This is a genomic window from Marinobacter sp. JSM 1782161 (assembly GCF_011421605.1).
GTDB classification, from domain to species: domain Bacteria; phylum Pseudomonadota; class Gammaproteobacteria; order Pseudomonadales; family Oleiphilaceae; genus Marinobacter_A; species Marinobacter_A bohaiensis.
The window spans coordinates 1,536,225-1,559,640 of the sequence record NZ_WSSA01000002.1 but is presented as its reverse complement, the minus strand read 5'-3'; the positions used below and the strand labels follow the sequence as shown (position 1 = coordinate 1,559,640).

The window sequence follows — 23,416 nt, the reverse complement described above, 5'->3', positions numbered from 1 at the left end:
CGTTCCCTGTATCATGCGAATCGTTATCATTATTTATTGCGTGCTGGTATAAAGGCCTTCCTTCAAACGCGTCTCAACGGCCGAACGAGCACACGATGGGTAACGACTTTCATGCGACAGGCAATACTAGGGCTGGTGATGGTAGCTAGTGGATGGGTTCACGCACAGACGGTCCTGACGCCGGACCAGCCGGTCGCCGGTACACTCGCGGCGGGCGGCACGATCCAGGTGGATCTGGAAACCCGCGCGGGTGATTACTTGGCGGGGGATCTGGACATCCCGACCTCCGATTTCCGGTTGGAACTGGTCGACCGCAACGGCGCCGCCATCCGACGGTTGGTCAGCGAAGGCGACAACCGCCGGCTTTTCCAGTTTGTGGCGCCCGCCGAACCGGTGGCATTGCGCCTGAGTGGGGCTTCGGGCGGCGATTACGCGCTCTCGCTGGTACGTCAGGTCGCCAGGGCGGATCAGCAGTCGCCGGAGCCTGACTATCGCAGCCCAACCGTTGCCCGCCTGGCCGCTGAGCTGGCCGGCGGCGATGACGTCGACGCCCTCTGGCGGGCGATCAGCGAACGCGGCACGCCGCTTGAGGAAACCGGTCCCGACGGCGAAACCCTGCTGACGTTCCTCTATCGCGGCGCACGGCACAACGCGCGCGTCGTGGGCTCGCCCTCTGGCGATCACGCCTGGATGAAGCGGCTGGGGACGACGGACATCTGGTACCACAGCTTCGAGGTCCCGGCGGACACCCGCCTGTCCTACCAGATTGCGCCGGATATCCCCGAATTTGACGGCACCGACCGGGAGCGCCGCGTGGCCCTGCTGGCGACCGCCCAGGCCGACCCGCTGAACCGTCACCCCTGGCCGACCGATGCGCCGGACGTCTATAACCGAAAGTCGACCGTCGCCCTGTCCGAGGCCCCGGCCCAGCCCTGGCTGGCGCCGCGGGACGTACCGCATGGCGAGCTGCGTTCCTATCGCTTTGCCAGCGAGGCGCTGGGGAACGAGCGCGATGTCATGATCTATCGCCCCCCGGGGTTCCAGCCGGACAATCCTGACAACCTGCTGCTGGTGCTGTTCGACGCCGAAGCCTATACCACCACGGTGCCCACACCCACCATCCTCGACAACATGATCGCCGAGGGCGTGATTCCGCCGGTGGTGGCCGTGTTCGTTGCCAATCCCGACCTGGAAACCCGGGGCCGGGAACTGCCCGCCAATCCGGATTTCGCAAAGGTGATGGCCGAAGACCTGGTGCCCTGGGTGGCTCAGGAAACCGACCTGGAGCCGACGGCCGCGCGCACCATCCTGTCCGGTTCCAGCTACGGCGGGCTGGCGTCCACCACCATCGCCCTGGCGTATCCGCGGGTGTTCGGTAACGTGCTGGGCATGTCCTCGTCGTTCTGGTGGTCACCGCCGGGTACACCCGCTGCGGAACAGGAATACGTAGCCCGGGAGTTGGTGGACATGCCGGCCCGGCCCGTGCGTTTCTTCCTCAGTGCCGGCCTGTTCGAGCGCCAACACGCCGGCGCCGCCGGTATCCTGGAAACCAATCGCCACGTACGTGACCTGCTGCAGGCCAAGGGCTTCGACGTGCGCTATCGCGAATACGCCGGCGCCCACGATTACCTCATCTGGCGCGGTGTGCTGTCCGATGGGCTGCTGGCGTTGGCGGATATGGCGGGCTGGTAAAAACGGAGCGTGCCGAGAGAACAACGGCCATGAGCCCCGGCCCTGTGTCAGCGACCGGGGAATAGGGCGAGGCTTCAGTGATTGGCCCAGTCCTGGATCGACAGCATCTGGACGTTGATGTTGCTGTGGAAGCGGGTGTCGGACGCGCCCTGCGGGTCGGCCGCGAGGACGACCGGCGAGTTATTGCGCGTCACTTCAGTATTGAAGGAATTTCCCGCGCTGATCTGGGCGCTGTTGATGTAGAGCCGCACACCGCCGTTGCCGTCGTAGGCGCCGGTGACGTAGTAGCTGTTGCCCTCGCCGAGCGCACTGGCGTCGTAGGTGACGTAGCGGTAGGCGCCGTCCACGTGAACGCCGTAGCGCAGCACCGGACCGGGGATGCCGGAAGGGTTGTATAACTCGAGAGCGAAGCCGGCGCTGTCCGATTTGTTGACGATGGCCCAGGTGGCGCCGTCGGGCACCGACAGATCGTTGAACTGCACCAGTGCGTTGACCAGGTAGCCGTTGCCGCTGCCCTGGTCGGCGTCGTAGAAGCTCAGATGATCCCCTTCGCTGTTATCAAACAGGGCAACGGTGCCAAAGAAGGGTGAGCCGGTACCGGCTTCGCTCAGAGAGGGGGCCGTTGCGCCGTCTGCCGATACGCTGTAGGCGATGGCCCCGGTGCGGTAATAGCTGAGGCTGCTGGCGCCGCTGTCCTGGTCGGCGGTGTTGAAATAGAGGAGCTGGTTGCTGTCCGCGACCACCTGGCGGGCGCTGGCCAGGTCGTAGTCGGTGGTCATTTCGTCCACTTCATCCCGGAACAGGGTCAGGCCCACTTCGCCCATGCTGGACGGAATCGTCCAGAGCCCGACGCCCAGGTCCAGGGATTTGGCGTACTGGATGTGGGCGCCCAGGTTGGGCGTCTGATAGTTGAACTCCACCATGTCGAAACCGTCCGCCCGGGCGGATGCCACCTGGCTTTGCAGGCCGCTGAGATCGCTGGTCGAACTGTACAGTTCGCTGTAGTGCACGTAGGGCGCGAGATTCGGGTAATTGTTCGCCAGGTACTGTTGGGCGTAAACCAGATTGGCGCGGCCGCTGGCGAAACTGCGCAGGAACACCGGCCGGCCTTCGGTCAGGTAGCCGCGGTTGCGCAGGCTCTCGATGATGCCCACCACGTAATCCGGCATCAGGCTGGTTTCCTTGAGCTCCAGGAACAGGGGCTGGCTGGCGCCCTGCAGCTTGGCGTCGCTGAGCACATCGTCCAGCACCGCCTTGTTGCTGTGAAGGGTGCCCGGGTTGTGGGAAACCTTCACCATCTGATCGTTCCCGTCGTACACCAGGTCCAGTTCCAGCAGATCGGCGCCGGCGTCGATGGCGTCCGACAGCTTGGTCAGCGTGCCGCTGAGATTCAGGCTGGCGGCTAGGTGGGCCTCGGTGTAGGCGTTGTGGGCGGACACCGCCGTGGTATTGTTCATCGGCGTCTGGATCATCGCGTGGTCCAGACCCGACTGGCTTTCCACATCCTCCCAGAAGCCGGCATGGGCCGGGACGGCGGCGGCCAGCAACAGGGTCGTCACACTGCTGCGAGCCATGGAACGATTACGGGCAGAGAAACGCATGAAACCTCCTTGCTTTGCGATTGGGTTTAAACGTCCGCGATGCGAACGGCGAGCTCGGCGAAACCGTGTCCTCCCTGTTGGCGGGTGATGTAGCGCGGGTGGTGGCGCATCAGCGGCAGGAATTCGCGGATGTTGGCCACCCCGACGGTGAGGCGGAAATGCTCGAACATGGATTCGTCGTTGGGGGAGTCACCGATGAACAGGCTGTCGTCCGGCGAAAGACCGTGGTCGCCGAGCCAGGCGAGGGCGCCGCTGGCCTTGCTGTGATCCCCCACCCAGGCGTTGATGTGGATGGAACTGAGTCGCGCGGACAGTCCCTGGCGGCGCAGCCAGTCGGTGGCTTCCTGCGCGGTCTGACGGTCTACGGTGGCGGCTTGCCCGACGTCAAAGGCCATCTCGCTGATGCGGAACGGCTGGTCCTGGGTCGGGCGTATGTCGGGATAGCGGGCCTGCAGGTCGGTGCTCAGCTGGCACAGGCGCCGGCGATCCCCGGCAATCGAGGATTCGGGCTTGAGCCAGCGCCGCTGCACCACGCCGTTGCCGGTTCGATAGAGGTAGAACGCGCCGTTCTCTCCGACAATCGCCCGAATGGGCCAGGTCTTCATCAGGCAGTCGCACCAGCCAGCGCTGGCTCCGGTCACCGGGACCACATCGACGCCGCCGGCGGACAGGTTGTACAGCGCCTGCATCGCTTCAACCGGCACCCGGCCCTGCCAGGTCAGGGTGTCGTCCACGTCGGTGAACAGTATCTGTGGACGTTCGGATAGCCGGTCGGGAAGCGGCTTGGGCTGAGGCACGGGCAGGCCGGCGTTCATGGCGGTTTCCTTGAATCGGATTACTTGAGCCCGGCCCGCAGGAAGGACTGGACGAACTGGCGCTGGAACAGCAGGAAGAGGACGAGCAGCGGACCGACGGTGATCAGCGTGCCGGCGGAGATCACCGCCCAGTCGACGCCGGACTCCGGGGCGCCGAAGATCGACATGCCCACCGTCAGCGGGCGGCTGTCCTCGGTGTTGGTCACCACCAGCGGCCACAGGAAGTTGTTCCAGTGGTAGCTGATCGAGACCAGGGAAAAGGCGAGGTAGGTGGGTTTTCCCAGCGGCACGAACACTTTCCAGATGATGCCCAGCTCGCTGCATCCCTCCAGCCGGGCCATGTCCTCGAATGCCTGGGGCACGGTCCTGAAGGTCTGGCGCAGCAGGAAGATGGCGAAGGCGCTGGCCAGGTAGGGCAGACCCACGCCCAGGTAAGTGTCCACAGCGCCCAGGCTGGCGACCGTCTGGTAGTTCTCCACGATCAGCACTTCCGGGACCACCATCAGTTGCAGCAGGATCAGCGCGAACACCGTACCGCGGCCGCGAAATTCGAAGCGGGCCAGGGCGTAGGCCGCCAGGGTGCAGAGCACCAGCTGGCAGGCCAGGATCAGCCCGGTGATCAGCACGGTGTTGAGCATGTAGCGCAGGAACGGCGCCTGGTGCCAGGCGGTGGCGAAGTTCTCCAGGGTCAGCGGCGCCAGCAGCTCGAAGTGGGTGGTGTAATCCGAGCCGTGGAAGGCTGACCAGAAGGCGTAAATCAATGGGAACAGCCAGGCGATGCCGACGATCCAGGCCAGCAGGCCGGACAGGGAGCGGAAAAGTGTCTGCATGAGCCGTGTCCTAGCGATAGTTAGCGATAGTTAGCGATAGTTAGCGATAGTGGATGCGTTTTTCGAAGACGCCGAACTGCAGCAGCGCCAGCGCCATCAGGATCAGCAGCAGGACCACCGTCAAGGCCGCCGCGTAGGCGGTGTCGAAGAAACTGAAGGCGTTTTCGAAGATGTAGTAGAGCAGCAGGTTGGTGCTGTTATTGGGGCCGCCCTTGGTCAGGATGAACAGGTGATCCACCAGCTTGAACGCGTTGAGGATGGCGTTGACCAGCACGAACAGGGTGGTCGGCATCAGCAACGGAAAGGTCACCCGGCGGAAGGTGTACCAGCGACCGGCGTTCTCCACGGCGGCGGCCTTGTAGTATTCGGGGCTGATGGTCTGCAGGGCGGCCAGGTAGAAAATCATGAAGAACCCCGCCTCTTTCCAGATGGTCATCGCCATCAGGCTGTAGAGGCTGACATCCGGGTCGCCGAGCCAGTTCAGGCCCGGGTGGCCGAAGAACGCGAGCACGTGGTTGAACAGTCCGATTTCCGGGCTGTAGAAGAACAGCCAGATGTTGGCGACCGAGATCATCGGCAGGATGGTGGGTGTGAAATAGGCCAGCCGCAGGAAACCGACGCCGCGCAGCCGGTCGTTGACCCACAGCGCCATGGTCAGGGCCAGGATCATGGAGACGGGCACTGTGATCGCCGCGTAGAGGAAACTGTTGGACAGCACCTGCCGGAGCACCGGGTCGTGCAGCATGTACTGGTAGTTATCCAGGGTCAGCTCGCCGGCCGGCTGGACGCCGATGGCGCTGATGCTGCGCCAGAGCGTGGCCACGGCCGGGTAGTGGGTAAAGGCCACCAGCAGGACCAGGGCCGGCAGCAGCAGGAGCCAGGCGTAGAGGGTTTTGGTGTTTTGCATACGGTTTGGCTGTCTTGATGGCGGTTCGGTTGAGTGGGCGGCTTGATGGATGTTGAATCCTTGCCCCGATCCCCCCCTCGCCCGCAGGGAGAGAGGGGGGCGAAGATTCCTCTAGCGATACCGCCGCAGGATTCTGTCGGCCTGCATCTGCGCGGTGCTCAGCGCGTCTTCGGCGGATTCCTGACCGCTCAGGGTGGCCTGGATGGCATCATCCAGGAACTTGCGCACGCGGCCGGACTGGTGGGTGGACAGCTCGGCGGTGGCGTACTTGAGCTGGTTGCGTGCCACCAGAGCCGGCGGGAACGTCTCGGTGTACTGTTCCAGTTCCGGCGTCTCGTAAGCGGCGGGGCTCACGCCCATGTAACCGGTGGCGATGCTCCACTGGGCGGCCCGCTCCGGGGCGGTCATGAATTTGACCAGTTGCAGTGCCGCCTGGCGCTGCTCGGGCGTGGACTGCTTGAACAGATAGAAGTTGCCGCCGCCGGTGGGCGAGCCCGGTTCTTTACGGGCCGGCAGCATGGCAACCCCGAAGTCGAAGTTGGCGTTTTCCTTCACGGCGGTCAGGTTGCCGGTGGAGTGCCACATGATGGCGGTCTTCTGGTCCAGGAAGTTCTGGCGCAGGGTGCCCCACTCGATGGTGCCGGTGGGCATGATGTGATGCTCGGCGCCGAGCGAACGCCAGTACGCCAGGGCCTCCACCACGGCCGGGTCGTCGAAGTGGGTTTCGGTACCGGCCTGGTTCATCAGGACTTCGCCGTTCTGCTTGGCCAGGGCGCCGAACATCCAGTACGGATAGCCGGTGGAGGGGATCATCGCACCCCACTGGTCCACGTTGCCGCTGTCGTCTCGTTTGGTCAGGGCCTTGCCGTATTCCACCAGCTCGTCCCAGTTCTTTGGTGGCTGCTCAGGGTCGAGGCCGGCTTTACGGAACAGGTTCTTGTTGTAGTACATGACGATGGTGGAGCGCTGGAAAGGCACACCCCAGGTCTTGCCGTCCACCTTGCCGTTTTCCATCAGGGCGGGGTAGAAGCTGTCGAGCCACTCGCGGTCGGCGTCGGTTTCGACCACCTCGTCGAAGGGCACGATGGCGTCCAGGTCGCGCAGCTCGTGCAGGTCGATGGAGAACATGACCGACAACTGGGCCGGTTCACCGCTTTTCAGGGCGGCCAGGGATTTGACCCGGGCGTCGTTGTAGTTGCCGGCGTAGATGGCATCCACGTCCACGTCCGGATGGGCGGCCTCGAAATCGGCGATCATGCCGTCCACCACCTTGGTCAGCGGGCCGCCGACGGAAACCGGGTAGTACATGGTCAGTTGGGTCTGGGCACTGGCGGCGGACACGAGTCCGGCGCTCAGCAGGGCGACCTTCAGGCCGTTCTTGAAGTTGAGCATTGTCGAGTCTCTCCATGAGGTTCGGTGGGTGTTGGCGTAATGCCGGGTGCTGCAGGCAGGCGCCGCCCGGTGTCCAGGCAGAACCGGTGTTCGTCTTCGATTGGCCAGGCGATGCGCAGGCGGGTGCCGCGCAGGGAATGGGTGCGACCGGGCCGGGTCAGGCGCAGGCGTTCGCCGTGCAGGTCGACGGTGAGGATGGATTCGGCGCCGTGGTAGTCCTCGTCGATCACCTCGACCATCAGACCGCCGTCGTCCACCACCCGGATGTGTTCGGGGCGCACGCCAATGGTGACGCCATCCCGCTCGAACAGGTTCATCGGCGGCTGACCGATAAAGCCGGCGGTAAAACGGCTGGCGGGCTGGTTGTAGAGCGCGTCGGGGCGGTCGTTCTGCTCCACCTGGCCCTGGTTCAGCAACAGGATGCGGTCGGCCATGCTCATGGCCTCCACTTGGTCGTGGGTGACGTAGACCACGGTCAGCCCCAGCTTCTGCTGCAGGGCGCGGATCTCCGAGCGCATCTCGTTGCGCATCTTGGCGTCCAGGTTCGACAGCGGCTCGTCCATCAGGCACAGCGGTGCCTTGGAGACGATGGTGCGGGCGAGGGCGACACGCTGGCACTGGCCGCCGGAGAGCTGTCCCGGCTTCTTGTGGACGTGGTCGTTCAGGTCCACCAGCGCCAGGGCGTGCTCCAGCCGGTCGGCCTGTTCCTGCCTGGGGACACGCCGCGCCTTGAGGCCGAACAGGATGTTTTCCTTCACGCTCAGGTGGGGCAGCAGGGCGTAGGACTGGAATACCATCGACAGGTTGCGTCGGCCCGGCGGCAGGGCGCTGATGTCCTGACCGTTAAGGTGGATCTCTCCCGAGGACGGCGTCTCCAGCCCGGCGATCATGTTGAGGGTGGTGGACTTGCCGCAGCCGCTGGGGCCGAGCAGGGCAACGAATTCCCCTTCGTCGATGGTCAGGCTCAGATCGTCCACGGCGACCTTGTCTCCCCAGCGTTTGGTCAGGTGGCGTATTTCCAGGAAGCTCATGCGTTCTCCCCGTGTGCGTCGGCCTCAATCACTTCCACGCCCATCTCGTTGCACAGCGGGCGCAATCCCTCGGGCAGGCGGTCGGTGAAGAAGCGATCGATGGAGCGCAGGTGCCCGCTCTTGACCGGTGCGCTGCGCTGGAACTTGTGGTGGTCCGCCACCAGAAGGCGGGATTCGCAGTTCGCCAGCAGGGTCTGGGTCAGGTGCGCCTCTTCCGGCGAGAAGTCCAGCAGGGCTCCCTGCTCGGAGATGCCGCCCACTCCGCAGATGCCGTAGTTCACCTGGAACTTGCGGAAGTAGGCGGTGGCGTCCTCGCCGACGATGTCCTGGTCGGCGTTGCGCACCCGACCGCTGACGCAGTAGGTGGTGATGTTGGGGTTCTGGCACAGCGCCAGGGCGGCGTTCAGGTTGTTGGTGATGGCCGTCAGGCCGGGGTGATGGATCAGCTTCTGGGCGATCTGCTGAGGGGTCGTGCCGATGCCCAGGAAGATGCTGACGCCCTCGGGCAGGAACCCGGCAATCAGTTGGCCGATCCTTTCCTTTTCCGCCAGGTTGATCACCTTGCGGTTGTCGAACGACAGGTTCTTGTTCTGCACCGGCAGGGTCACGCCGCCATAGACCCGTTTGACCAGACCGTACTCGCTCAGCTCGTTGAGGTCCTTGCGGATGGTCTGCACCGAGACGTGAAGCTGGTCGGTCAACTCGCCGCTTTCCAGGACCCCGCCCTTGTCGCGGAGCAGGTCCAGGATGGTGTTCTGTCTTTCGCTTAGCTGCATGGAGGTTCCAATCGAATGTTTCCGTGTTTCGATCGAAACTGTAGAGACGTAATATTTCAGGCGAGTGGCGTTCGAATGTCAGTTTTGTTGCTTTTTCCTGACATGGGGCCGGCCTTCTTCCCCGCGGTTTGTGTTTCGAACGAAGGTTTGCGCTTCGGTGGAAGAGGCCGGCATCGCGCCCGGCCCCGAGACGCATTTCGAAGCGGGGCTGTGCTAATTTGAGCGTGACGACGTTACTCAGGGAGCGGTAGGTATGCGCATACGGATCACCCACCAGCGGATCACGATAGCGCTGCAACTGGTGTTATTGGTCCAGGCTGTGTTTGCCCTGATCGAGCGTCAGTGGATGACCGCGGCGTTCGTCCTGCTGATCATCGGCATTACCTTTCTGCCGGTGCTGGTGGAGCGTCGTTTCCGCATTTTCGTGCCGCCGCAGATGCAGTTGCTGGCCATTGGCTTTGTCTTTGCGGCGCTGTTCCTGGGGGAGGTGCGCGGTTACTACACGCGCTTCTGGTGGTGGGATATCGTCCTGCACACCAGCTCGGGGTTCCTGCTGGGAATCCTCGGCTTCCTGCTGGTGCATATCCTCAACGAAACCGAACGCCTGGAGATGCATCTCAAGCCCGGTTTCGTGTCCTTCTTCGCTTTTCTGTTCGCCGTTGGCTTCGGGGCGTTGTGGGAGATCTTCGAATTCAGCATGGACCAGTTGTTCGGTATGAACATGCAGAAGGCCATGCTGGGAGATCCGTCCGGCCTCACCGACACCATGTGGGACCTGATCGTCGACACGATTGGTGCGCTGGTGATTGCGATCCTGGGCTGGCGCTACCTGCGCCAGGGCACCGGCGAGTCCTTCCTGGCGCGCTGGATCAATGCCTTTATCGAGCGCAATCCGCGGTTCTTTACGCGCTGAGGCGGCTTAGACCGCAATCGGCATCGGCGGTTCGGGATCCAGCGGGGTGTCCGGATCCTTTGGGTCACTCTCGTTGCGCAGGTAGTCGAGGATGGCGTCGCGCAGGTCCGAACCCCGGCTGAGACCCTGGTTGCCGAACAGGCGGTTGAACTCCAGCACGTAGGGGTAATCGCCCACCATGGCGATGTCGAACCCGGCATGGTTGATGTCCAGGTCGCGGGCGATCTGCAACGCCAGCGCCGTCGCCGCCCTGGGGACCGGGCCGTTGTCGATGCGTCCGCCACGCGCCACGTTGTTGTAGAACCCCTGCGGCGCCTGATGGCGCCAATAGGCGGTCACCATCCGGTCGCCCACGATCACCACCCGGATGTCCCGGTCGATCGGCAGGTATTCCTGGGCGTAGAGCACATCCGCCGCCTCGCAGTAGCGCTGCCAGTCCTCGCGCGTCTCGATCAGCCAGACGCCTTCGCCCATGCTGGCGCGGGGAGCCTTGGCGACAAAGGGGAGTGGCATCGCCTGCCAGATGGCCTCGCGTTCCTGCGGGCCGTTGGCTTCGATCATTGTCCAGGGCGTGTGGGCCGGGGCGACGGTCTGGAAGGCGCGGGTCATCTCGATCTTGTCGTGGCCGATGCGGTAGCTGGCTTCACTGGGAAACACCCGGCACTTGAGCCCATGCACCAGGGCGTTGAGTTGCCAGTATTCGGGAAACAGAACCCAGTCAGCCTCGCCCAGCTCGCTCTTGTGACGCAGGAACGCCTCCGGTTTCAGGACCGAGGTGTCGGGAAAACCAAGGGTTCGGAACACATCAAAGGAAATCAGTCGCACGGCTGCCTGCACAGGTGACCAAAGATTGCGCATTCTAAGCGGTTGCTTGAGGCGGCGGTAGCATTTTTGTCAGGCCGTGATCCATCAGCTGCTAAGATGGGTGGATTCTTGAACCAGTCGGAAGCTGATTTAATGTCCTTCAAGGCCATGGGCTGGCTGTGCGTCGTCCTGTTGTGGTGCGCTGACGTTTTGGCCGATACCGATAAGCCGGTGATCACCTGGCGTGCGCCTGATTTCCCGCCTTTCTTTGCCGGTATCGACGGCCGTAACGGTGGCGTGCTGGATCGATTGCACCTGCTGGTCACCGACGCCATGCCCGAGTATCAGCATCGCTACCGGCAGTCGGATTTTGCGCGGATGATCTACGAGATGGAGCGGGGTGTTTCCACCTGTTCCTACGCGTTGCTCTGGACCCCGGAGCGATCCACCTTCGTGGCCTATTCGGATCCGGTGATTCCCATGCTGCCGCCGGGGCTGGTGCTGCGACGTGATCAGGCGGACCGTCTGGCGCCACTGTATGGCGGTGAGCGGCGCGTCAGCCTCACGGCATTGCTTGAGAACGAAAGCCTTCGATTGGGGGTCGTGCGCGGGCGTAGCTATGGGCGCGCCGTCGACCAGATTGCGCGTCAGTACTTCAACCGGGTCGGCCTGAACGACCCGCGCACCGTCCGCTTGCGTCACGCGGAGTTGCTGTTCGGGCTGCTCGAAGCCGGGCGGGTCGACGCTATCCTGGCTCACTCATCCGAGGTTCACTATTACGCCGGCTCCAGCAACACCGACCTGGTCTTCCTGGCCCTGACCGAGCAGCCTGCCTATCTGCTGCAGTACTACGGCTGCCCGCGCGGGGCGTGGGGCAATGCCATCATCGATGCCATTGATAAGGTGCTGGAGGATCCCGCCATCCGCCAGGAAGGGCGGGATCTCTATCGCCAGACGCTGCTGCCGGTCGACCGTCGTGCCTACGACGATGTGTTCGACCTCTTCATGGAGCGGCGCAGGGCGCTGCCGTAGGGTTCCGGGATCAGTCCGCGGTCTTGTGCCGCGCCTCGAAATCCTCCAGCTCAATATTGATCGCATTGTTGGAAATCACGATCTCGTACAGCGAGTAGAGCAGTGACATCGACAGCAGCACCAGGCTGGCCCCGAAGCAGATGATCCCGGTGGTGTGAAAGCCCAGGAACAGGGTGAACATGGAAATGGTGCACAGCAGGAAGCTCAGTACTCCGCAGGCCTGCATGCGCTTGGTCAGCACGATGCGCTTGCGCAGCCCGCCGATCTGTCGCGCCAGCAGCTCGTAATCCCGCTCGCTTTCCATCTGTTTGAGTTGCCGGATCAGCTGCGCCAGAACCAGGAAACGGTTGGTGTAGGCCAGCAGCAGCAGGGAAATGGCGGGAAACAGCAGGGCGGGCGTGGTGAGAGTCAGGGTCAAAGGCGGCTCCTTGCGCGGGATGGAATTCTATCTTCCTGTGATTGTGGAAGAATTCCGGGGAGCCGTCGAGTCAGCGATTGTACGGGCCGCGACCCGGCTGGCTCCACCCGGTCGGGCGGAGCCAGGGGCGGGATCAGGCGAGGCTGTCCACCACGCCGCCGTCCACGCGCAACGCGGCGCCGGTGGTGGCCGAGGACAGTGGCGAGGCCACATAGACCACCAGGTTGGCCACTTCGTCCACTTCCGCCGGACGCTGGATGATGGAGCTGGGGCGCTCGGCCTTGACGAAGTCGATGGCGGTTTCCTGAACGCTCTTGCCGGATGCTTCGGCGGCCTCCTTCAGCATGCCTTCCACGCCCTCGGACATGGTCGGCCCCGGCAGCACCGCGTTGACGGTCACACCGGTGCCCGCCATGCGCTTGGCCAGACCACGGGAAACCGACAGGTTGGCGGTCTTGGTGAAACCGTAGTGGATCATGTCCGCCGGAATGTTCAGCGCGGATTCGGAGGACAGGAAGATCACCCGGCCCCAGCCCTTGTTCTCCATGCCCGGCAGATAGGCCCGGGACAGGCGCACGCCGGACATCACGTTCACGTCGAAGAAGCGCTGCCACTCGTCGTCCGGTGTGTCGAAGAAGTCCTGCGGACCGAACACGCCCACGTTGTTGACCAGGATATCGGCGGTCGGTTCGGCCTCAACCAGTGCCTGGCAGCCCCCGGCGGTAGCCAGGTCGGCGGCGACACCACGTACTTCCGCACCGGTAGCGCTTTCCCGCACCTTGGCCACGGCCGCGTCCACGGCGGCCTGCTTGCGGCCGTTCACCACAACCGTGGCACCGCATCCGGCCAGGCCTTTGGCGATGGCCAGGCCGATGCCCTGGGTGGACCCGGTGACGATGGCGACTTTACCTTGAAGATCGATGTTCATAGCGACTCCTTTCAGTCAGTGGGGTTGCTTAGTCAGCGTGGTTGCTGCGTTGACGGTGAATGGCCTAATCACTCGGACAGGCCGAGTCGAAGGAAAGTTCTTGCGGCGCCCTGCGCTGTTCCAGCCGCAGGCTCAGCAGCGCCGTGGCGATGGCGGCCAACGGAATGAGGGCCGCCACCCAGGGCAGTGCCGACAGGCCCAGGCCCTGATCGATGACCGCACCGCCCAGCCAGGCCCCGATGGCATTGCCCAGATTGAACGCGGCAATGTTGATGCTGGACACCATGCTTTGGCCCGCCCCTTCGGCTTTCGACAGCACCCACATCTGCAGGGGCGCGACGGTGGCGAACGCGGTAACGCCCAGCAGGCCGACAAAGGCAATCGTCAGCCACTGGCTTTCCAGCACCAGCGACAACAGGCCTAGCGTGGCCGCCAGCGCCAGCAGGCTGCCCAGCACCGTCGGCACCAGGTGGCGATCCGCCAGACGCCCGCCCAGCAGGTTGCCGATGATCAGCCCGCCGCCGAATACCAGCAGGATGGGCGACACAGCGGCGTCTGCAAACCCCGAGACTTGAGTCAGGATGGGTGCGATGTAGGTGAATACGGCGAACACACCGCCGAAGCCCAGTACCGTGGTCAGCAGGCCCAGCACCACCGGCAGCCGCCCCAGGGCGCGCAGGTCGGCCCGCCAGTCGGGCGTTTCCGGCGTGCCCTGGTCGCGGGGAACGAACAGGGCGATGACCGCCAGTGCGGCCAGGCCCACCAGGGTGACGGCCCAGAATGTCGCCCGCCAGTCGAGGGTCTGACCGAGCCAGGTGCCGAAAGGCACGCCCAGGATGTTGGCTACCGTCAGCCCGGTGAACATGACCGCAATGGCCGAGGCCTTGCGCTCGGGCGCGACCAGCCCGGTGGCGACGATGGAGCCGACGCCGAAGAAAGTGCCGTGGGCGAAGGCGGTGACCACGCGGGCGACCATCAGAACTTCGTAGTTGGGGGCCAGGGCGCAGACGGCGTTGCCCACGGTGAAGACCACCATCAGGATCAGCAGCGTCAGCTTGCGGGGCCAGGCGGCGGTCAGGGTGGTCATCACCGGGGCGCCGACGACCACGCCCAGGGCGTAGCCGGAGATCAGCATGCCGGCCGACGAGATAGTGACGTCCAGGTCCGTGCTGACTTCCATCAGCAGGCCCATGATGACGAATTCGGTCACGCCTATGCCAAAGGCGCCGACGGTCAGGGCCAGCAGCGCGACGGGCAGGCGCGGGGAATCGGAGTTCGTTGGGGTGTTCATGAAGCGTTTTCCGTGTCTTTCGCAGTGAGCGATGAATGATGAACGCTATTGTGTTGGCTGAAGCGGCGACTGATAATTGGCCTGAGCGATAAAACACTTTCAATCAGATTTTGAAAATGACCAATCTTGCAGATCTGCGCCTGTTCGTGGAGGCGGCCCGGCTGGGATCCCTCAGTGCCGCCGCGCGCACCCTGGAGCGTTCGCCCGCTGCCGCCAGTGCCAGCCTCAAACGTCTGGAGGCGGAACTGGGCGTGCGGCTGGTGGAGCGCAACACCCGCAACCTGCGTCTGACACCCGAGGGTCTGCTGTTCCGCGAGCGGGTGGCGCCGGGGCTGACCCTGATCGATGAGGCCCGGCATTCGGTGAGCCACGACTGCGCCGAAATCAGCGGTGAAATCCGGTTCACGGCACCGGTGGATTTTGCTCGCCAGTGGCTACGCCCACTGATGGACGAGTTCCGCGCCCTGCATTCACAAGTGCGATTCATCCTGCAGGCGGGGGATTCCATGCGGGATCTGGTGTCCGAGCCGCTGGACCTGGCGATCCGCTACGGTGAGCTGCCGGACTCCGCGCTGGTGGCCCGTCGGCTGCTGGACAATCGACGCATCGTGGTCGGCTCGCCGGACTATTTTGCCCGCCACGGCCGACCCGGCCACCCGCAGGATCTGGCCTCCCACAACTGCCTGACCTACTTCTTCGGCGGCAGTGCCTACCGGCGCTGGTCGTTCCGCCGGGGCAGCGAGGCGGTGGTGGTGGAGGTCAGCGGCGACTGCACCAGCAACGACGGCTCCATTGTCCGGGACTGGGCGCTCGACGGCGTCGGTCTGGCCTACAAGAGCGAGCTGGACGTCAGGGCGGACCTGCTGGCCGGCCGTCTGGAGCCGGCCTTCCGCGACTGGCGCGGCGATTCGGTGCCTCTCAACGCTGTGTATCCGGGAACCGGGCCGCGACCGGTGCGGGTGCGCCAGTTCGTGGATTTTCTGCGGGAGCGGCTGAGGGCCCAGCAGGCGACCGGTCCGGGTACCTGACTGGCGGCGGCCTGCCGGAATGGTAGGATGCGCTTTCTATCCGTTTGAGAAGGCAGGCTTTCCGGATGATCGTATTCAGCACGCTGCGCCGGCATTCGCGTCAGGAACTGACCCGACGGCTGCAGGTCAACATGGCCTCGCGCCTGCGCCGTATCCTGGGCTGGTTACTGGTGCTGGCCGTGCTGCACGTCGTGGCCATGGTGATCTTCGAGAATCTGGCGGTGGGCGACGCCACCTGGCTGACGCTCACCACACTCACTACGGTCGGCTACGGCGATTTCTCCGCCACGACCGCGGCCGGGCGGGCGGCGACCACCGTGCTGCTCTACCTGGCCGGCATCACGATGATGGCGCAGCTGGCCAGCGATTACATCGATTTCCGGCTCAAACGCAAACAGGACATGCTCAACGGCCGCTGGAGGTGGCAGATGAAAGATCACGTACTGATCATCCACAGCCCGGCCCGTAACCCGGACGTCTACTTCCGCCGTCTGGTGGATCAGTTGCGAGCCACCGACACCTTCGCCGACCGGCCGGTGCAGATCCTCACCGACGCCTTTCCCGATGGCCTGCCCGCCAACCTGCGCGAACGCGGCGTGGTGCATCACCACGGTGAGTCGTCCGACCCGGAAGCCCTGCGTGCTGTCACACCCGAAGCCGCGCGCGCCATCATCATCCTGGCCCGGGACGAGGACAGCCGCATCTCCGACAGCGTCACCCTCGACGTGCTGATGCAGCTCAATACGCTCTGCGGCGAGCACCAGCCCTACACCGTGGCGGAGTGCGTGGATACGGACAACCGGGTCCGCGCCAGCCAGTTGGGGGCTGACAGCACCCTGCGCCCGATCCGCGCCTATCCGGAAATGCTGGTGCGTTCGCTGGTGGCACGGGGCTCCGAGAAGGTGCTGGAAAACCTGTTTACCCACCACGACGACCACCCGATGCGTTATCCGGTGGACCTCAGGAACGCGCTGTGGGCGGAAGTGGCCTGCAAACTGGTGGCCGGCGGCATGGGCACGCTGATGGCCTATGTCACCGCCGACGAGGAAGTCATCTGTCACCCGGCCCACAACCACCGTTTCGATGCCACCGCCCTGATCCTGATGGTGCGTGAAGAGTACATTCCCGGCGAAACCGAGGTGCGCGCCTGCATCGACCGGCCCATGGCGTCCCTCATGGCTGACAGTCAGTAACTGGCGGTTGTCGGTGTCCGATCAGCGTCCGCGGTAATCGCGCGGTACGCGGGCGGTGACACCGGTGAACAGGTGATAGGCGATGGTATCGCAGCATTCGGCCACCTCGTTGGCGGACAGGCGCTTGCCCCAGAGTTCCACCTCGCTGTCGATCCGCGCGTTGGGAAGGTCGGTGAGGTCCACGGTCAGCATGTCCATGGACACCCGGCCGACCAGCGGGGCGCGCTGACCGTCGACCAGAACCGGCGTGCCCTCCGCCGCCTGGCGCGGGTAGCCGTCGGCGTAGCCCATGGCGACCGTGCCGATGCGGCGGCGATCCCGGGCGACGAAGCGGCCGCCGTAGCCGACCTGCTCGCCGGGCTCGACCCAGCGCATGGCGATGATCTTGCTCTTCAGGGTCATGGCCGCCTGCAGCTGCTGGCTGTAATCGTTCTCCACCGCCAGCGGCGAGGCGCCATAGAGCATGATGCCAGGCCGCTGCCAGTCCAGCCGGGCCAGATCGTGGTCCAGCAGGCCGGCCGAATTGGCGACGCTGGTTTCGATGCCCGGCGCGCGCAACGCCGGCGGCAACCGTTCGATCTGGTCCGCCACGGATATGCGGTCCGTCACCGCCTGATCCGCGTTGGCCAGGTGCGTCATCACCACCACGCGCTCGACCTGGGGCAGGCCGCTCAGCCGCTGGTAGGCCGCCACCGCTTCCGCGCCGCTGAAGCCGAGCCGGTGCATCCCCGTGTCCACCTTCAGCCACACGGTAATGGGGCGGGGCAGGTCAGTCCGGGCAATCCGGTCGATCTGGGCGGTATCGTGCACCGCGCTCCAATAGCCTTCGCGGGCGATTTCGTCCAGCTCCGATTCCTCGAAGAACCCTTCCAGCAGCAGAACCGGATGCGGCAGCCCCGCATGGCGCAATGTTCTGGCTTCCTCGATGGAGGCAACGGCAAACGCTTCGGCCTCGTCCGCCAGGCTGCGGGCCACGCGCACGGCGCCATGGCCGTAGGCGTCTGCCTTCACCACGGCCAGCGCTTTACCCTGCGGGGCCAGCGTGGTGGCCAGGCGGAAGTTGGCGCGGATACTGTCCAGATCGATGTCGGCAACGGCGGGTCGGGCCATGGGATTCCTCGTGCGATGGCGGTTGGCGTCAGTGGAGGTAGCGCTGGATGGACAGGCCGTCGGTGTCGATGTCCGGGCGGCGCCCGTTGATGACGTCGGTGACGAGACGCGCGGAGCCCTGGGACATGGTCCAGCCCAGCGTGCCGTGCCCGGTGTTCATGTAGAGATTGCGGATCGGGGTCTGGCCCACCACCGGCACGCTGTCCGGCGTCATGGGGCGCAGCCCGCACCAGAAGGACGCGTTGTCCAGGTCGCCGGCGCCGGGGAACAGGTCGTTCACCACGAACGCGGTCGGCTTGCGGCGCTTCGCCTGCAGGCTCAGGTCGAAGTCGGCGATCTCGGCGGTGCCGCCCACGCGGATGCGGTCGTCGAAGCGGGTGACGGCCACCTTGAAGGACTCGTCCATCACCGTCGATTGCGGCGCCCTGTTGGCGTCCAGCAGCGGCAGGGTGAGGGAATAGCCCTTGATGGGGTAGATCGGCAGCCGGAAGCCCAGGGGATGGAGCAGCAGCGGTGAGTAGCTGCCCAGGGCCATCACGTAGGCGTCCGCCTCAATCCGCCCCCGCGACGTGCGGATACCGGTGAGGGTGTCGCCGGATCGCTCCAGGCCGTCAATGGTGGTGCCCAGTAGGAACTCGACGCCGGCGTCGGCGCAGTGACGGGCCAGCCCCTTGGTAAACCGGTTGCAGTCACCGGTGCCGTCCTGGGGAAAACGCAGGCCGCCGACGAACTTATCCGCCACGTTGGCCAGGGCCGGTTCGTGCTGGATGCAGCCGGCGTGGTCGATGACCTCGTGGGTGACGCCGCATGCCCGAAGCGACGCCAAGTCGGCGCCGATGCTGTCCATTTTCTGCTGCTCGCGGAACAGCTCGATGGTGCCCTGGCTGCGGTGGTCGAAATCCAGAGCCACCCGCCGGGTCAGGTCGTCCAGGCAGGTGCGGCTGTACTCCGAGATGCGCAGCATACGCTGTTTGTTGATCCGATAAGCCTTTTCCGAGCACTGGCCCAGCATCTGGATCAGCCACTGGGCGGTGCGCCCGTTCATCGCGCTGGGGCTCACCAGGATCGGCGCCATGTCCTGCATCATCCACTTCAGTGCCTTGAAGGGAACGCCCGGAGCGGCCCAGGGGCTTGTATAGCCGAACGACAGCATGCCGGCGTTGCCGAAGCTGGTTTCGTCCGCGACCGCCTCGTGCCGCTCGATGACCGTGACCTCATGCCCCGAATTGGCGAGATACCAGGCGCAGGATACGCCCGCCACACCGCCACCCAAAACCGCAATCTTCATGCTGCGTGAACCCCCAGTTTCCAGGACAGCCGCTCCGGGGCCGTCGTGTCTTTGGGAAAATTCTAATGCAAGCCGTGGATGAAAATGCTTCAAAAAAAGAGTTTTTGCAGATGATATAACTGCTTTTTTCTATTTTTTAAGTTATAAAACCTGGGTTTTCGTGGCGCTTGCTGATGAAGAGGGGGTGGCGGGCAGGCGCGGGCGCGAGAGGCGCGACGTAAAAGGGGAATCAGGCGTAGGGTGCCCTTGGAGGAAAAAAACACGACCGCACGCCCGGGACAGGCGTGCGGCCGGTACTCAAACGTCAGGCGTTTTCGGCGGCGACGACCGACATCTCGACCAGGATGGGCGGACGCGCCATTCGCGCCTCGACGCAGGCGCGGGCGGGTTTGGGCAGTTCGGCGAACCAGTTGTCCCAGACCTCGTTCATGGCGGCAAAGTCCTTCATGTCGCGCACGTAAATGGTCACCGACAGCATCCGGTCCACGCCGCTGCCAGCTTCCTCCAGCAGGCCCTTGATCTTCTCCAGGCAGCGTTCGGTCTGCTCCGCGATATCCCAGTTCTCATCGCCGGCGGTCTGGCCACACAGATAGACCACGCCCTGATGCTTGACGATGCGGCTCATCCGCTCGGTGGAGTGCAGGCGTTCGATATCGGACATGAATAGGCTCCTCGTAGTCGGTCATTGGGGCGGTCGGCGAAAGCGGGCGGCCTCGGCAACCGTGTCGTCCGGTGCATTGTAGTACAGGCCTGACATGGAAATTTCGTGTATATGCGTCGGTTCCAGCAGATCCAGCTGTGATCGCTTGCTATGCCAGTGCATCGCCCTGATCATGTTGTCGATAATGGGGATAATACAGACGAGAGGGCCGAATCGTGCCAAGAACCGCTGCAAGAGAGACCGGAAGCCGAAAACGCACTCTGGACCGGCTGGATCGCCGCATCCTGGCCGCGCTCCAGGACGACGGCCGGCTCAGTTACGTCGAGCTGGCGGAGCGGGTCGGGCTCAGTTCCACACCCTGCATTGAGCGGGTCCGGCGTCTGGAGAAAGACGGTTACATCGAGGGCTACTACGCCCGGCTGAATCCGGACCTGCTGGGCTTGTCCATGCTCGTGTTCGTGGAGATTTCCCTGTCCTACCAGTCCCGGGATGCCTTCGAGAAGTTCAACGAAGCGGTGGAGAACCTGCCGTTCATGCTCGAGTGCCACCTGGTGTCGGGTGATGCCGACTACCTGATCAAGGCCCGTATCAGTGACATGTCCGAATACCGGGCGCTGCTGGGCGACATGCTACTGGTGCTGCCCGGGGTCAAGAATTCCAAGAGTTACATCGTTATGGAAGAGGTCCGTGAGTCGATGCGCCTGCCGGTGGACACCGCCTGAAGGCGCTAGATCGACGCCGTCAGGAGCCGGGCGTTCCGGCGACAAAGCGGTCCAGTCCCGGCAATCCCAGCACCCACTCGCGAACGACGGTAATGGTCGGATCGTGGCGCCGCGCCTCCGGGTAAACCAGCTGGAAAGGTTCCCCTTGCAGCGCCGGGCCGAAAGGCTCCACCAGCTGCCCGTTGGCCAGTTCGTCCGCGATCAGCGTGCGGCTCATCAGGGCGATGCCCTGGCCGCCGACCGCGGCGGGGATGGTGTGGGTTTCGTCGGAGAACACCAGCCCGGCGCTCACGTCCAGACCGGGTACGCCGGCTTCAGCCTGCCAGGTGCGCCAGTCCAGTGGCAGGCTGCGGGACGTCTGGGGCTCGAAGTGGATCAGCGTATGCCGGGGCAGGTCGGCGGGGTCGGTGAGGCCGAGCGATGGGCTGCAGGCGGGGACAAACGTGTTGTCGAACAGCTTTTCCGCCACCAGACCCGGCCATGGGCCCGTGCCGTAGCGGATGGCCAGGTCCGCCGTCACGCCGTCCAGCGGCGTCAGGTCGTGGGTGGCGTGGACGCGAAGGTCGATGCGGGGCCGGATGTCCTTGAGCTGGCAGACCCAGGGTAATAGCCAGCGCACCGCGATGGCGGGCGTGGTTGAAATCGTCACGGCGCGACGCTCCGGAGGCGCCTGCAGCCGTTGCACCGCATCGGCCATGGTGTCGAAGGCATCGGTCAACGACGTCAGCAGTTCCCGCCCCTGAGCGGTGAGCAGCAGTTGCCGCGGTTTGCGCACGAAAAGCGATACCCCGAGCGTGTCTTCAAGCTGCCGGATCTGGTGGCTGACGGCGGTGGGCGTCACCGACAGCTCCTGAGCCGCCTGCTTGGCGCTCAGGTGGCGGGCGGCGGCCTCGAAGGCGCGGAGGGCGGATAGCGAGGGCAGTCGGCGCGTTTTCATGGATGAGTTAAATTTTGTCGTGGCTGCAAATATTCATCGTTTGTCGGCTTTGCCAGTATTTGGTCTCCTGAGGTTCCCTGTCAACGGCAGGTGAGTTCTTTTCATCTGGTGAGCGCTTTTCATCGGGTTGAGTGTTTTCAACCCGTTGCGTTTCTTTGACATCAACAGGAGACCGTCATGACCCGCATTCTACATCTCGACGCCAGTGCCCGTCCCGGCCGTTCCGGCACCCACGAACATGGCTCCCACTCACGCCGCCTGACCCACCGTTTCGTGTCCCGGTGGCTCGCCGCCCGGCCGCAGGACGTCGTGACCTACCGTGACGTGGGCGCCGAGCCGCCGACGCCGGTGTCCGGCGAATGGATTGAAGCCGCCTTTGCCTCGCCGGAAGCGTACCAGCCCTGGATGGACGACGTGCTGGCGGAAAGCGATGCCCTGATCGACGAAGTGATCGCTGCGGACGTTCTGGTGCTTGGCGTGCCGCTGTACAACTTCAGCATGCCCTCGGCCTTCAAGGCGTGGATCGACAACATCGTAAGAGTGAGGCGCACCGTCGATTTCGACCCGGATAACCACGACGAGCCCTTCACCCCGCTGCTGGCCGACAGGCCGCGCAAGGTCATCCTGCTTTCATCCCGTGGTGGTCACCAGCAGGATCCAGGCGGTCGGTTCGCCCACATGAACCATCTGGAAAGCAGCGTGCGCACGGCGTTCGATTTCATCGGGCTGACCGACGTGCAGAACACCGCCATCGAGTATCAGGAAGCCGGCGGCGAGTTGCTGGCAGCGTCCATCCGGGCGGCGGAGGACTGGGTCGACGCACGGGTGCGGGAACTGCTGCGCGACCACGCGCCGGCCGTCGCCGATGCCACGGCGTAGAACTCAGGCGGCGCCGTCGGCCAGCGGGTCGGCGGCGGAATCCTGCATCGGGAACGCGCGTGTTTCGCCGTGCTGCATGATCCGGAAATCCGCCTCGGCGACGCCCTGGTCCGCCAGGGCCTGGTGCAGGCGCCGGGGCGGTTCATCCATGGGCTCGTCGGTCAGCACGAACGTACCCCAGTGCATGGCCACGGACTGACGCGCGCCGATGTCCCGGTGAATGCGAACCGCCTCTTCGGGATCGACGTGGACCGGCGACATGAACCAGCGCGGGTCGTAGGCGCCGATGGGTAGCAGGGCCAGATCGATGGGCGCGAACAGTTCGCCAATCTGTTGGAAAACCGTGCCGTAGCCGGTATCACCGCCGAAATAGAGACGATAGCCGTCGATCTCCAGCAGCCAGCTGCCCCAGAGGGTGGTGTTGCCATCCCGCGCGCCGCGGCCACTGAAGTGCTGGGTGGGCAGGAAGAACACCTCTTCGCTGGCGGAAAGCGCCTGTGACTGCCACCAGCCCAGCTCCACAATGTTGCGGATGCCACGTTTCTCGAACCAGCGCCGCAGGCCCCGGGGAATGCAGAAGCACAGATCGTCGCCGAAGCGCCGGTGCAGGCGGCGCACCGTGGCCTCGTCCAGGTGATCGTAGTGGTTGTGGGAAATCAGCACGCGGTGGATCGTTGGCATCTGCTCCACGCTCAGCGCCGGCGGCGTATAGCGCCTGGGGCCGACGAAGGCAAACGGGCTGGCCCGGTCCGACAGCACTGGATCGGTCAGCACATTGAGCCCTTCATACTGGAACAGGAAGGAAGCGTGGCCCAGCCAGGTCAGTTGGGGCTGGGCCGGTGGGTGCGCGAGCTTGCCGGCGTCCGGCGACAACAGGGTGTAGCGACGCCCCTTGGGGAACCGGCGCCCCGGTGCCAGCTGCCAGCGCAGGAAGTCTCCCAGGCCGTGCGCCACGGTGGGTTCCAGGTTGCGGAACCGTCCGCCGGAACGGGGCTGGTTTTCGGCCAGCCGGGCCAGGTGCTGTCGATCAACGGTCATGCACGGTCTCCTTTGAGAACACCTGTGGTTGCCCTGGCGCAGCGGCCGTCGGCCGTGCGTCGGCGCGTGGCAACATGAGTGCGAACAGAACGAAGTGTATGAAAGAACAAAGAGTGCGAACAAACCGCCA

At 64.5% G+C, this 23,416-nt stretch carries 23 protein-coding genes; 7 read left to right on the top strand and 16 right to left on the bottom strand.

The features are described 5' to 3' along the window. Nucleotides 1–138: 138 nt before the first annotated feature. Nucleotides 139–1,692 (top strand): enterochelin esterase, encoded by a 1,554-nt coding sequence (gene fes / locus GQB00_RS06940; RefSeq protein ID WP_165855683.1) that lies wholly within the window; start codon nt 139–141, stop codon nt 1,690–1,692. 74 nt (nt 1,693–1,766) lie between these two features. On the opposite strand, the gene GQB00_RS06935 is transcribed toward fes, so the two are convergent. From GQB00_RS06935 to GQB00_RS06905, 7 genes are all read right to left on the bottom strand, one after another. Next, nucleotides 1,767–3,293: a hypothetical protein gene (locus GQB00_RS06935; protein WP_165855682.1), complete on the bottom strand. Its 1,527-nt coding sequence runs from the start codon at nt 3,291–3,293 to the stop codon at nt 1,767–1,769. Between the two features lie 26 nt (nt 3,294–3,319). After that, nucleotides 3,320–4,108, bottom strand: a complete 789-nt coding sequence (locus GQB00_RS06930; protein ID WP_165855681.1) for an HAD-IIB family hydrolase — start codon at nt 4,106–4,108, stop codon at nt 3,320–3,322. A gap of 20 nt (nt 4,109–4,128) precedes the next feature. Beyond that, nucleotides 4,129–4,938 (bottom strand): carbohydrate ABC transporter permease, encoded by an 810-nt coding sequence (locus GQB00_RS06925; protein ID WP_165855680.1) that lies wholly within the window; start codon nt 4,936–4,938, stop codon nt 4,129–4,131. A gap of 40 nt (nt 4,939–4,978) precedes the next feature. Beyond that, nucleotides 4,979–5,845: a carbohydrate ABC transporter permease gene (locus GQB00_RS06920; RefSeq protein WP_111495222.1), complete on the bottom strand. Its 867-nt coding sequence runs from the start codon at nt 5,843–5,845 to the stop codon at nt 4,979–4,981. A gap of 111 nt (nt 5,846–5,956) precedes the next feature. Then, a complete protein-coding gene (locus GQB00_RS06915) occupies nt 5,957–7,237 on the bottom strand; it encodes an ABC transporter substrate-binding protein (RefSeq protein WP_165855679.1) in 1,281 nt (426 codons plus the stop codon). Then, nucleotides 7,213–8,268 (bottom strand): ABC transporter ATP-binding protein, encoded by a 1,056-nt coding sequence (locus GQB00_RS06910; protein ID WP_165855678.1) that lies wholly within the window; start codon nt 8,266–8,268, stop codon nt 7,213–7,215. Before GQB00_RS06910 ends, GQB00_RS06915 begins: the two co-directional genes overlap by 25 nt. Continuing rightward, nucleotides 8,265–9,044 carry a DeoR/GlpR family DNA-binding transcription regulator gene (locus tag GQB00_RS06905; protein ID WP_111495228.1) on the bottom strand — a complete coding sequence of 260 codons (780 nt, stop codon included), beginning with the start codon at nt 9,042–9,044 and terminating at the stop codon, nt 8,265–8,267. The genes GQB00_RS06910 and GQB00_RS06905 overlap by 4 nt, the downstream gene beginning before the upstream one ends. 253 nt (nt 9,045–9,297) lie before the next feature. Here GQB00_RS06905 and GQB00_RS06900 point away from each other — a divergent pair, with 253 nt between their 5' ends. Further along, on the top strand, nt 9,298–9,957 hold the full coding sequence (locus GQB00_RS06900; protein WP_111495230.1) for a hypothetical protein: 660 nt from the start codon (nt 9,298–9,300) through the stop codon (nt 9,955–9,957). Nucleotides 9,958–9,963: 6 nt separating this feature from the next. Here GQB00_RS06900 and GQB00_RS06895 read toward each other — a convergent pair whose 3' ends face one another. After that, complete coding sequence (locus GQB00_RS06895) at nt 9,964–10,782, bottom strand: hypothetical protein (protein WP_323127252.1); 819 nt, start codon at nt 10,780–10,782, stop codon at nt 9,964–9,966. 132 nt (nt 10,783–10,914) lie between these two features. On the opposite strand from GQB00_RS06895, the gene GQB00_RS06890 reads away from it, so the two are divergent. Next, nucleotides 10,915–11,793: a TIGR02285 family protein gene (locus tag GQB00_RS06890; RefSeq protein WP_165855676.1), complete on the top strand. Its 879-nt coding sequence runs from the start codon at nt 10,915–10,917 to the stop codon at nt 11,791–11,793. 10 nt (nt 11,794–11,803) lie between these two features. Here the strand turns inward: GQB00_RS06890 and GQB00_RS06885 are convergent, their stop codons facing one another. From GQB00_RS06885 to GQB00_RS06875, 3 genes are all read right to left on the bottom strand, one after another. Then, nucleotides 11,804–12,211: a DUF2721 domain-containing protein gene (locus GQB00_RS06885; RefSeq protein ID WP_228160518.1), complete on the bottom strand. Its 408-nt coding sequence runs from the start codon at nt 12,209–12,211 to the stop codon at nt 11,804–11,806. A gap of 133 nt (nt 12,212–12,344) precedes the next feature. Next, nucleotides 12,345–13,139 carry an SDR family NAD(P)-dependent oxidoreductase gene (locus tag GQB00_RS06880; RefSeq protein ID WP_165855675.1) on the bottom strand — a complete coding sequence of 265 codons (795 nt, stop codon included), beginning with the start codon at nt 13,137–13,139 and terminating at the stop codon, nt 12,345–12,347. A gap of 64 nt (nt 13,140–13,203) precedes the next feature. Beyond that, a complete protein-coding gene (locus GQB00_RS06875; protein WP_165856548.1) occupies nt 13,204–14,397 on the bottom strand; it encodes an MFS transporter in 1,194 nt (397 codons plus the stop codon). Nucleotides 14,398–14,546: 149 nt separating this feature from the next. Between GQB00_RS06875 and GQB00_RS06870 the strand changes: the two genes are divergently transcribed. Then, nucleotides 14,547–15,458, top strand: a complete 912-nt coding sequence (locus GQB00_RS06870) for a LysR family transcriptional regulator (RefSeq protein WP_111495238.1) — start codon at nt 14,547–14,549, stop codon at nt 15,456–15,458. A gap of 65 nt (nt 15,459–15,523) precedes the next feature. Further along, nucleotides 15,524–16,651, top strand: coding sequence for an ion channel (locus GQB00_RS06865; RefSeq protein ID WP_165855674.1), 1,128 nt, complete (start codon nt 15,524–15,526; stop codon nt 16,649–16,651). Nucleotides 16,652–16,672: 21 nt separating this feature from the next. Here GQB00_RS06865 and alr read toward each other — a convergent pair whose 3' ends face one another. From alr to GQB00_RS06850, 3 genes are all read right to left on the bottom strand, one after another. Beyond that, nucleotides 16,673–17,761, bottom strand: a complete 1,089-nt coding sequence (gene alr, locus GQB00_RS06860; RefSeq protein ID WP_165855673.1) for an alanine racemase — start codon at nt 17,759–17,761, stop codon at nt 16,673–16,675. Between the two features lie 28 nt (nt 17,762–17,789). Further along, on the bottom strand, nt 17,790–19,049 hold the full coding sequence (locus GQB00_RS06855; RefSeq protein ID WP_165855672.1) for a D-amino acid dehydrogenase: 1,260 nt from the start codon (nt 19,047–19,049) through the stop codon (nt 17,790–17,792). Nucleotides 19,050–19,353: 304 nt separating this feature from the next. Further along, a complete protein-coding gene (locus tag GQB00_RS06850) occupies nt 19,354–19,710 on the bottom strand; it encodes a RidA family protein (protein ID WP_165855671.1) in 357 nt (118 codons plus the stop codon). 215 nt (nt 19,711–19,925) lie between these two features. Here GQB00_RS06850 and GQB00_RS06845 point away from each other — a divergent pair, with 215 nt between their 5' ends. Further along, entirely contained in the window at nt 19,926–20,432 is a 507-nt protein-coding gene (locus GQB00_RS06845; RefSeq protein WP_165855670.1) for a winged helix-turn-helix transcriptional regulator, read from the top strand. A gap of 19 nt (nt 20,433–20,451) precedes the next feature. Here the strand turns inward: GQB00_RS06845 and GQB00_RS06840 are convergent, their stop codons facing one another. Beyond that, the gene (locus GQB00_RS06840; protein WP_165855669.1) at nt 20,452–21,369 is read right to left on the bottom strand and encodes a LysR substrate-binding domain-containing protein; all 918 of its coding nucleotides are present in this window, start codon (nt 21,367–21,369) and stop codon (nt 20,452–20,454) included. 177 nt (nt 21,370–21,546) lie between these two features. On the opposite strand from GQB00_RS06840, the gene GQB00_RS06835 reads away from it, so the two are divergent. Next, nucleotides 21,547–22,248, top strand: coding sequence for an FMN-dependent NADH-azoreductase (locus GQB00_RS06835; RefSeq protein ID WP_165855668.1), 702 nt, complete (start codon nt 21,547–21,549; stop codon nt 22,246–22,248). 3 nt (nt 22,249–22,251) lie between these two features. Here GQB00_RS06835 and GQB00_RS06830 read toward each other — a convergent pair whose 3' ends face one another. Next, the gene (locus GQB00_RS06830; RefSeq protein ID WP_165855667.1) at nt 22,252–23,286 is read right to left on the bottom strand and encodes an MBL fold metallo-hydrolase; all 1,035 of its coding nucleotides are present in this window, start codon (nt 23,284–23,286) and stop codon (nt 22,252–22,254) included. Nucleotides 23,287–23,416 lie beyond the last annotated feature (130 nt).

Excerpts from the sequence above, each read along its gene's own strand:
- GQB00_RS06905 (WP_111495228.1), bottom strand. The coding sequence starts at position 9,044 with ATGCAGCTAAGCGAAAGACAGAACACCATCCTGGACCTGCTCCGCGAC.
- GQB00_RS06835 (WP_165855668.1), top strand. The coding sequence starts at position 21,547 with ATGACCCGCATTCTACATCTCGACGCCAGTGCCCGTCCCGGCCGTTCC.
- GQB00_RS06930 (WP_165855681.1), bottom strand. The coding sequence starts at position 4,108 with ATGAACGCCGGCCTGCCCGTGCCTCAGCCCAAGCCGCTTCCCGACCGG.
- GQB00_RS06855 (WP_165855672.1), bottom strand. The coding sequence starts at position 19,049 with ATGAAGATTGCGGTTTTGGGTGGCGGTGTGGCGGGCGTATCCTGCGCC.
- alr (WP_165855673.1), bottom strand. The coding sequence starts at position 17,761 with ATGGCCCGACCCGCCGTTGCCGACATCGATCTGGACAGTATCCGCGCC.
- GQB00_RS06880 (WP_165855675.1), bottom strand. The coding sequence starts at position 13,139 with ATGAACATCGATCTTCAAGGTAAAGTCGCCATCGTCACCGGGTCCACC.
- GQB00_RS06925 (WP_165855680.1), bottom strand. The coding sequence starts at position 4,938 with ATGCAGACACTTTTCCGCTCCCTGTCCGGCCTGCTGGCCTGGATCGTC.
- GQB00_RS06910 (WP_165855678.1), bottom strand. The coding sequence starts at position 8,268 with ATGAGCTTCCTGGAAATACGCCACCTGACCAAACGCTGGGGAGACAAG.
- GQB00_RS06850 (WP_165855671.1), bottom strand. The coding sequence starts at position 19,710 with ATGTCCGATATCGAACGCCTGCACTCCACCGAGCGGATGAGCCGCATC.
- fes (WP_165855683.1), top strand. The coding sequence starts at position 139 with ATGGTAGCTAGTGGATGGGTTCACGCACAGACGGTCCTGACGCCGGAC.
- GQB00_RS06935 (WP_165855682.1), bottom strand. The coding sequence starts at position 3,293 with ATGCGTTTCTCTGCCCGTAATCGTTCCATGGCTCGCAGCAGTGTGACG.
- GQB00_RS06915 (WP_165855679.1), bottom strand. The coding sequence starts at position 7,237 with ATGCTCAACTTCAAGAACGGCCTGAAGGTCGCCCTGCTGAGCGCCGGA.
- GQB00_RS06840 (WP_165855669.1), bottom strand. The coding sequence starts at position 21,369 with ATGAAAACGCGCCGACTGCCCTCGCTATCCGCCCTCCGCGCCTTCGAG.
- GQB00_RS06870 (WP_111495238.1), top strand. The coding sequence starts at position 14,547 with ATGACCAATCTTGCAGATCTGCGCCTGTTCGTGGAGGCGGCCCGGCTG.
- GQB00_RS06900 (WP_111495230.1), top strand. The coding sequence starts at position 9,298 with ATGCGCATACGGATCACCCACCAGCGGATCACGATAGCGCTGCAACTG.
- GQB00_RS06920 (WP_111495222.1), bottom strand. The coding sequence starts at position 5,845 with ATGCAAAACACCAAAACCCTCTACGCCTGGCTCCTGCTGCTGCCGGCC.
- GQB00_RS06865 (WP_165855674.1), top strand. The coding sequence starts at position 15,524 with ATGATCGTATTCAGCACGCTGCGCCGGCATTCGCGTCAGGAACTGACC.
- GQB00_RS06830 (WP_165855667.1), bottom strand. The coding sequence starts at position 23,286 with ATGACCGTTGATCGACAGCACCTGGCCCGGCTGGCCGAAAACCAGCCC.
- GQB00_RS06890 (WP_165855676.1), top strand. The coding sequence starts at position 10,915 with ATGTCCTTCAAGGCCATGGGCTGGCTGTGCGTCGTCCTGTTGTGGTGC.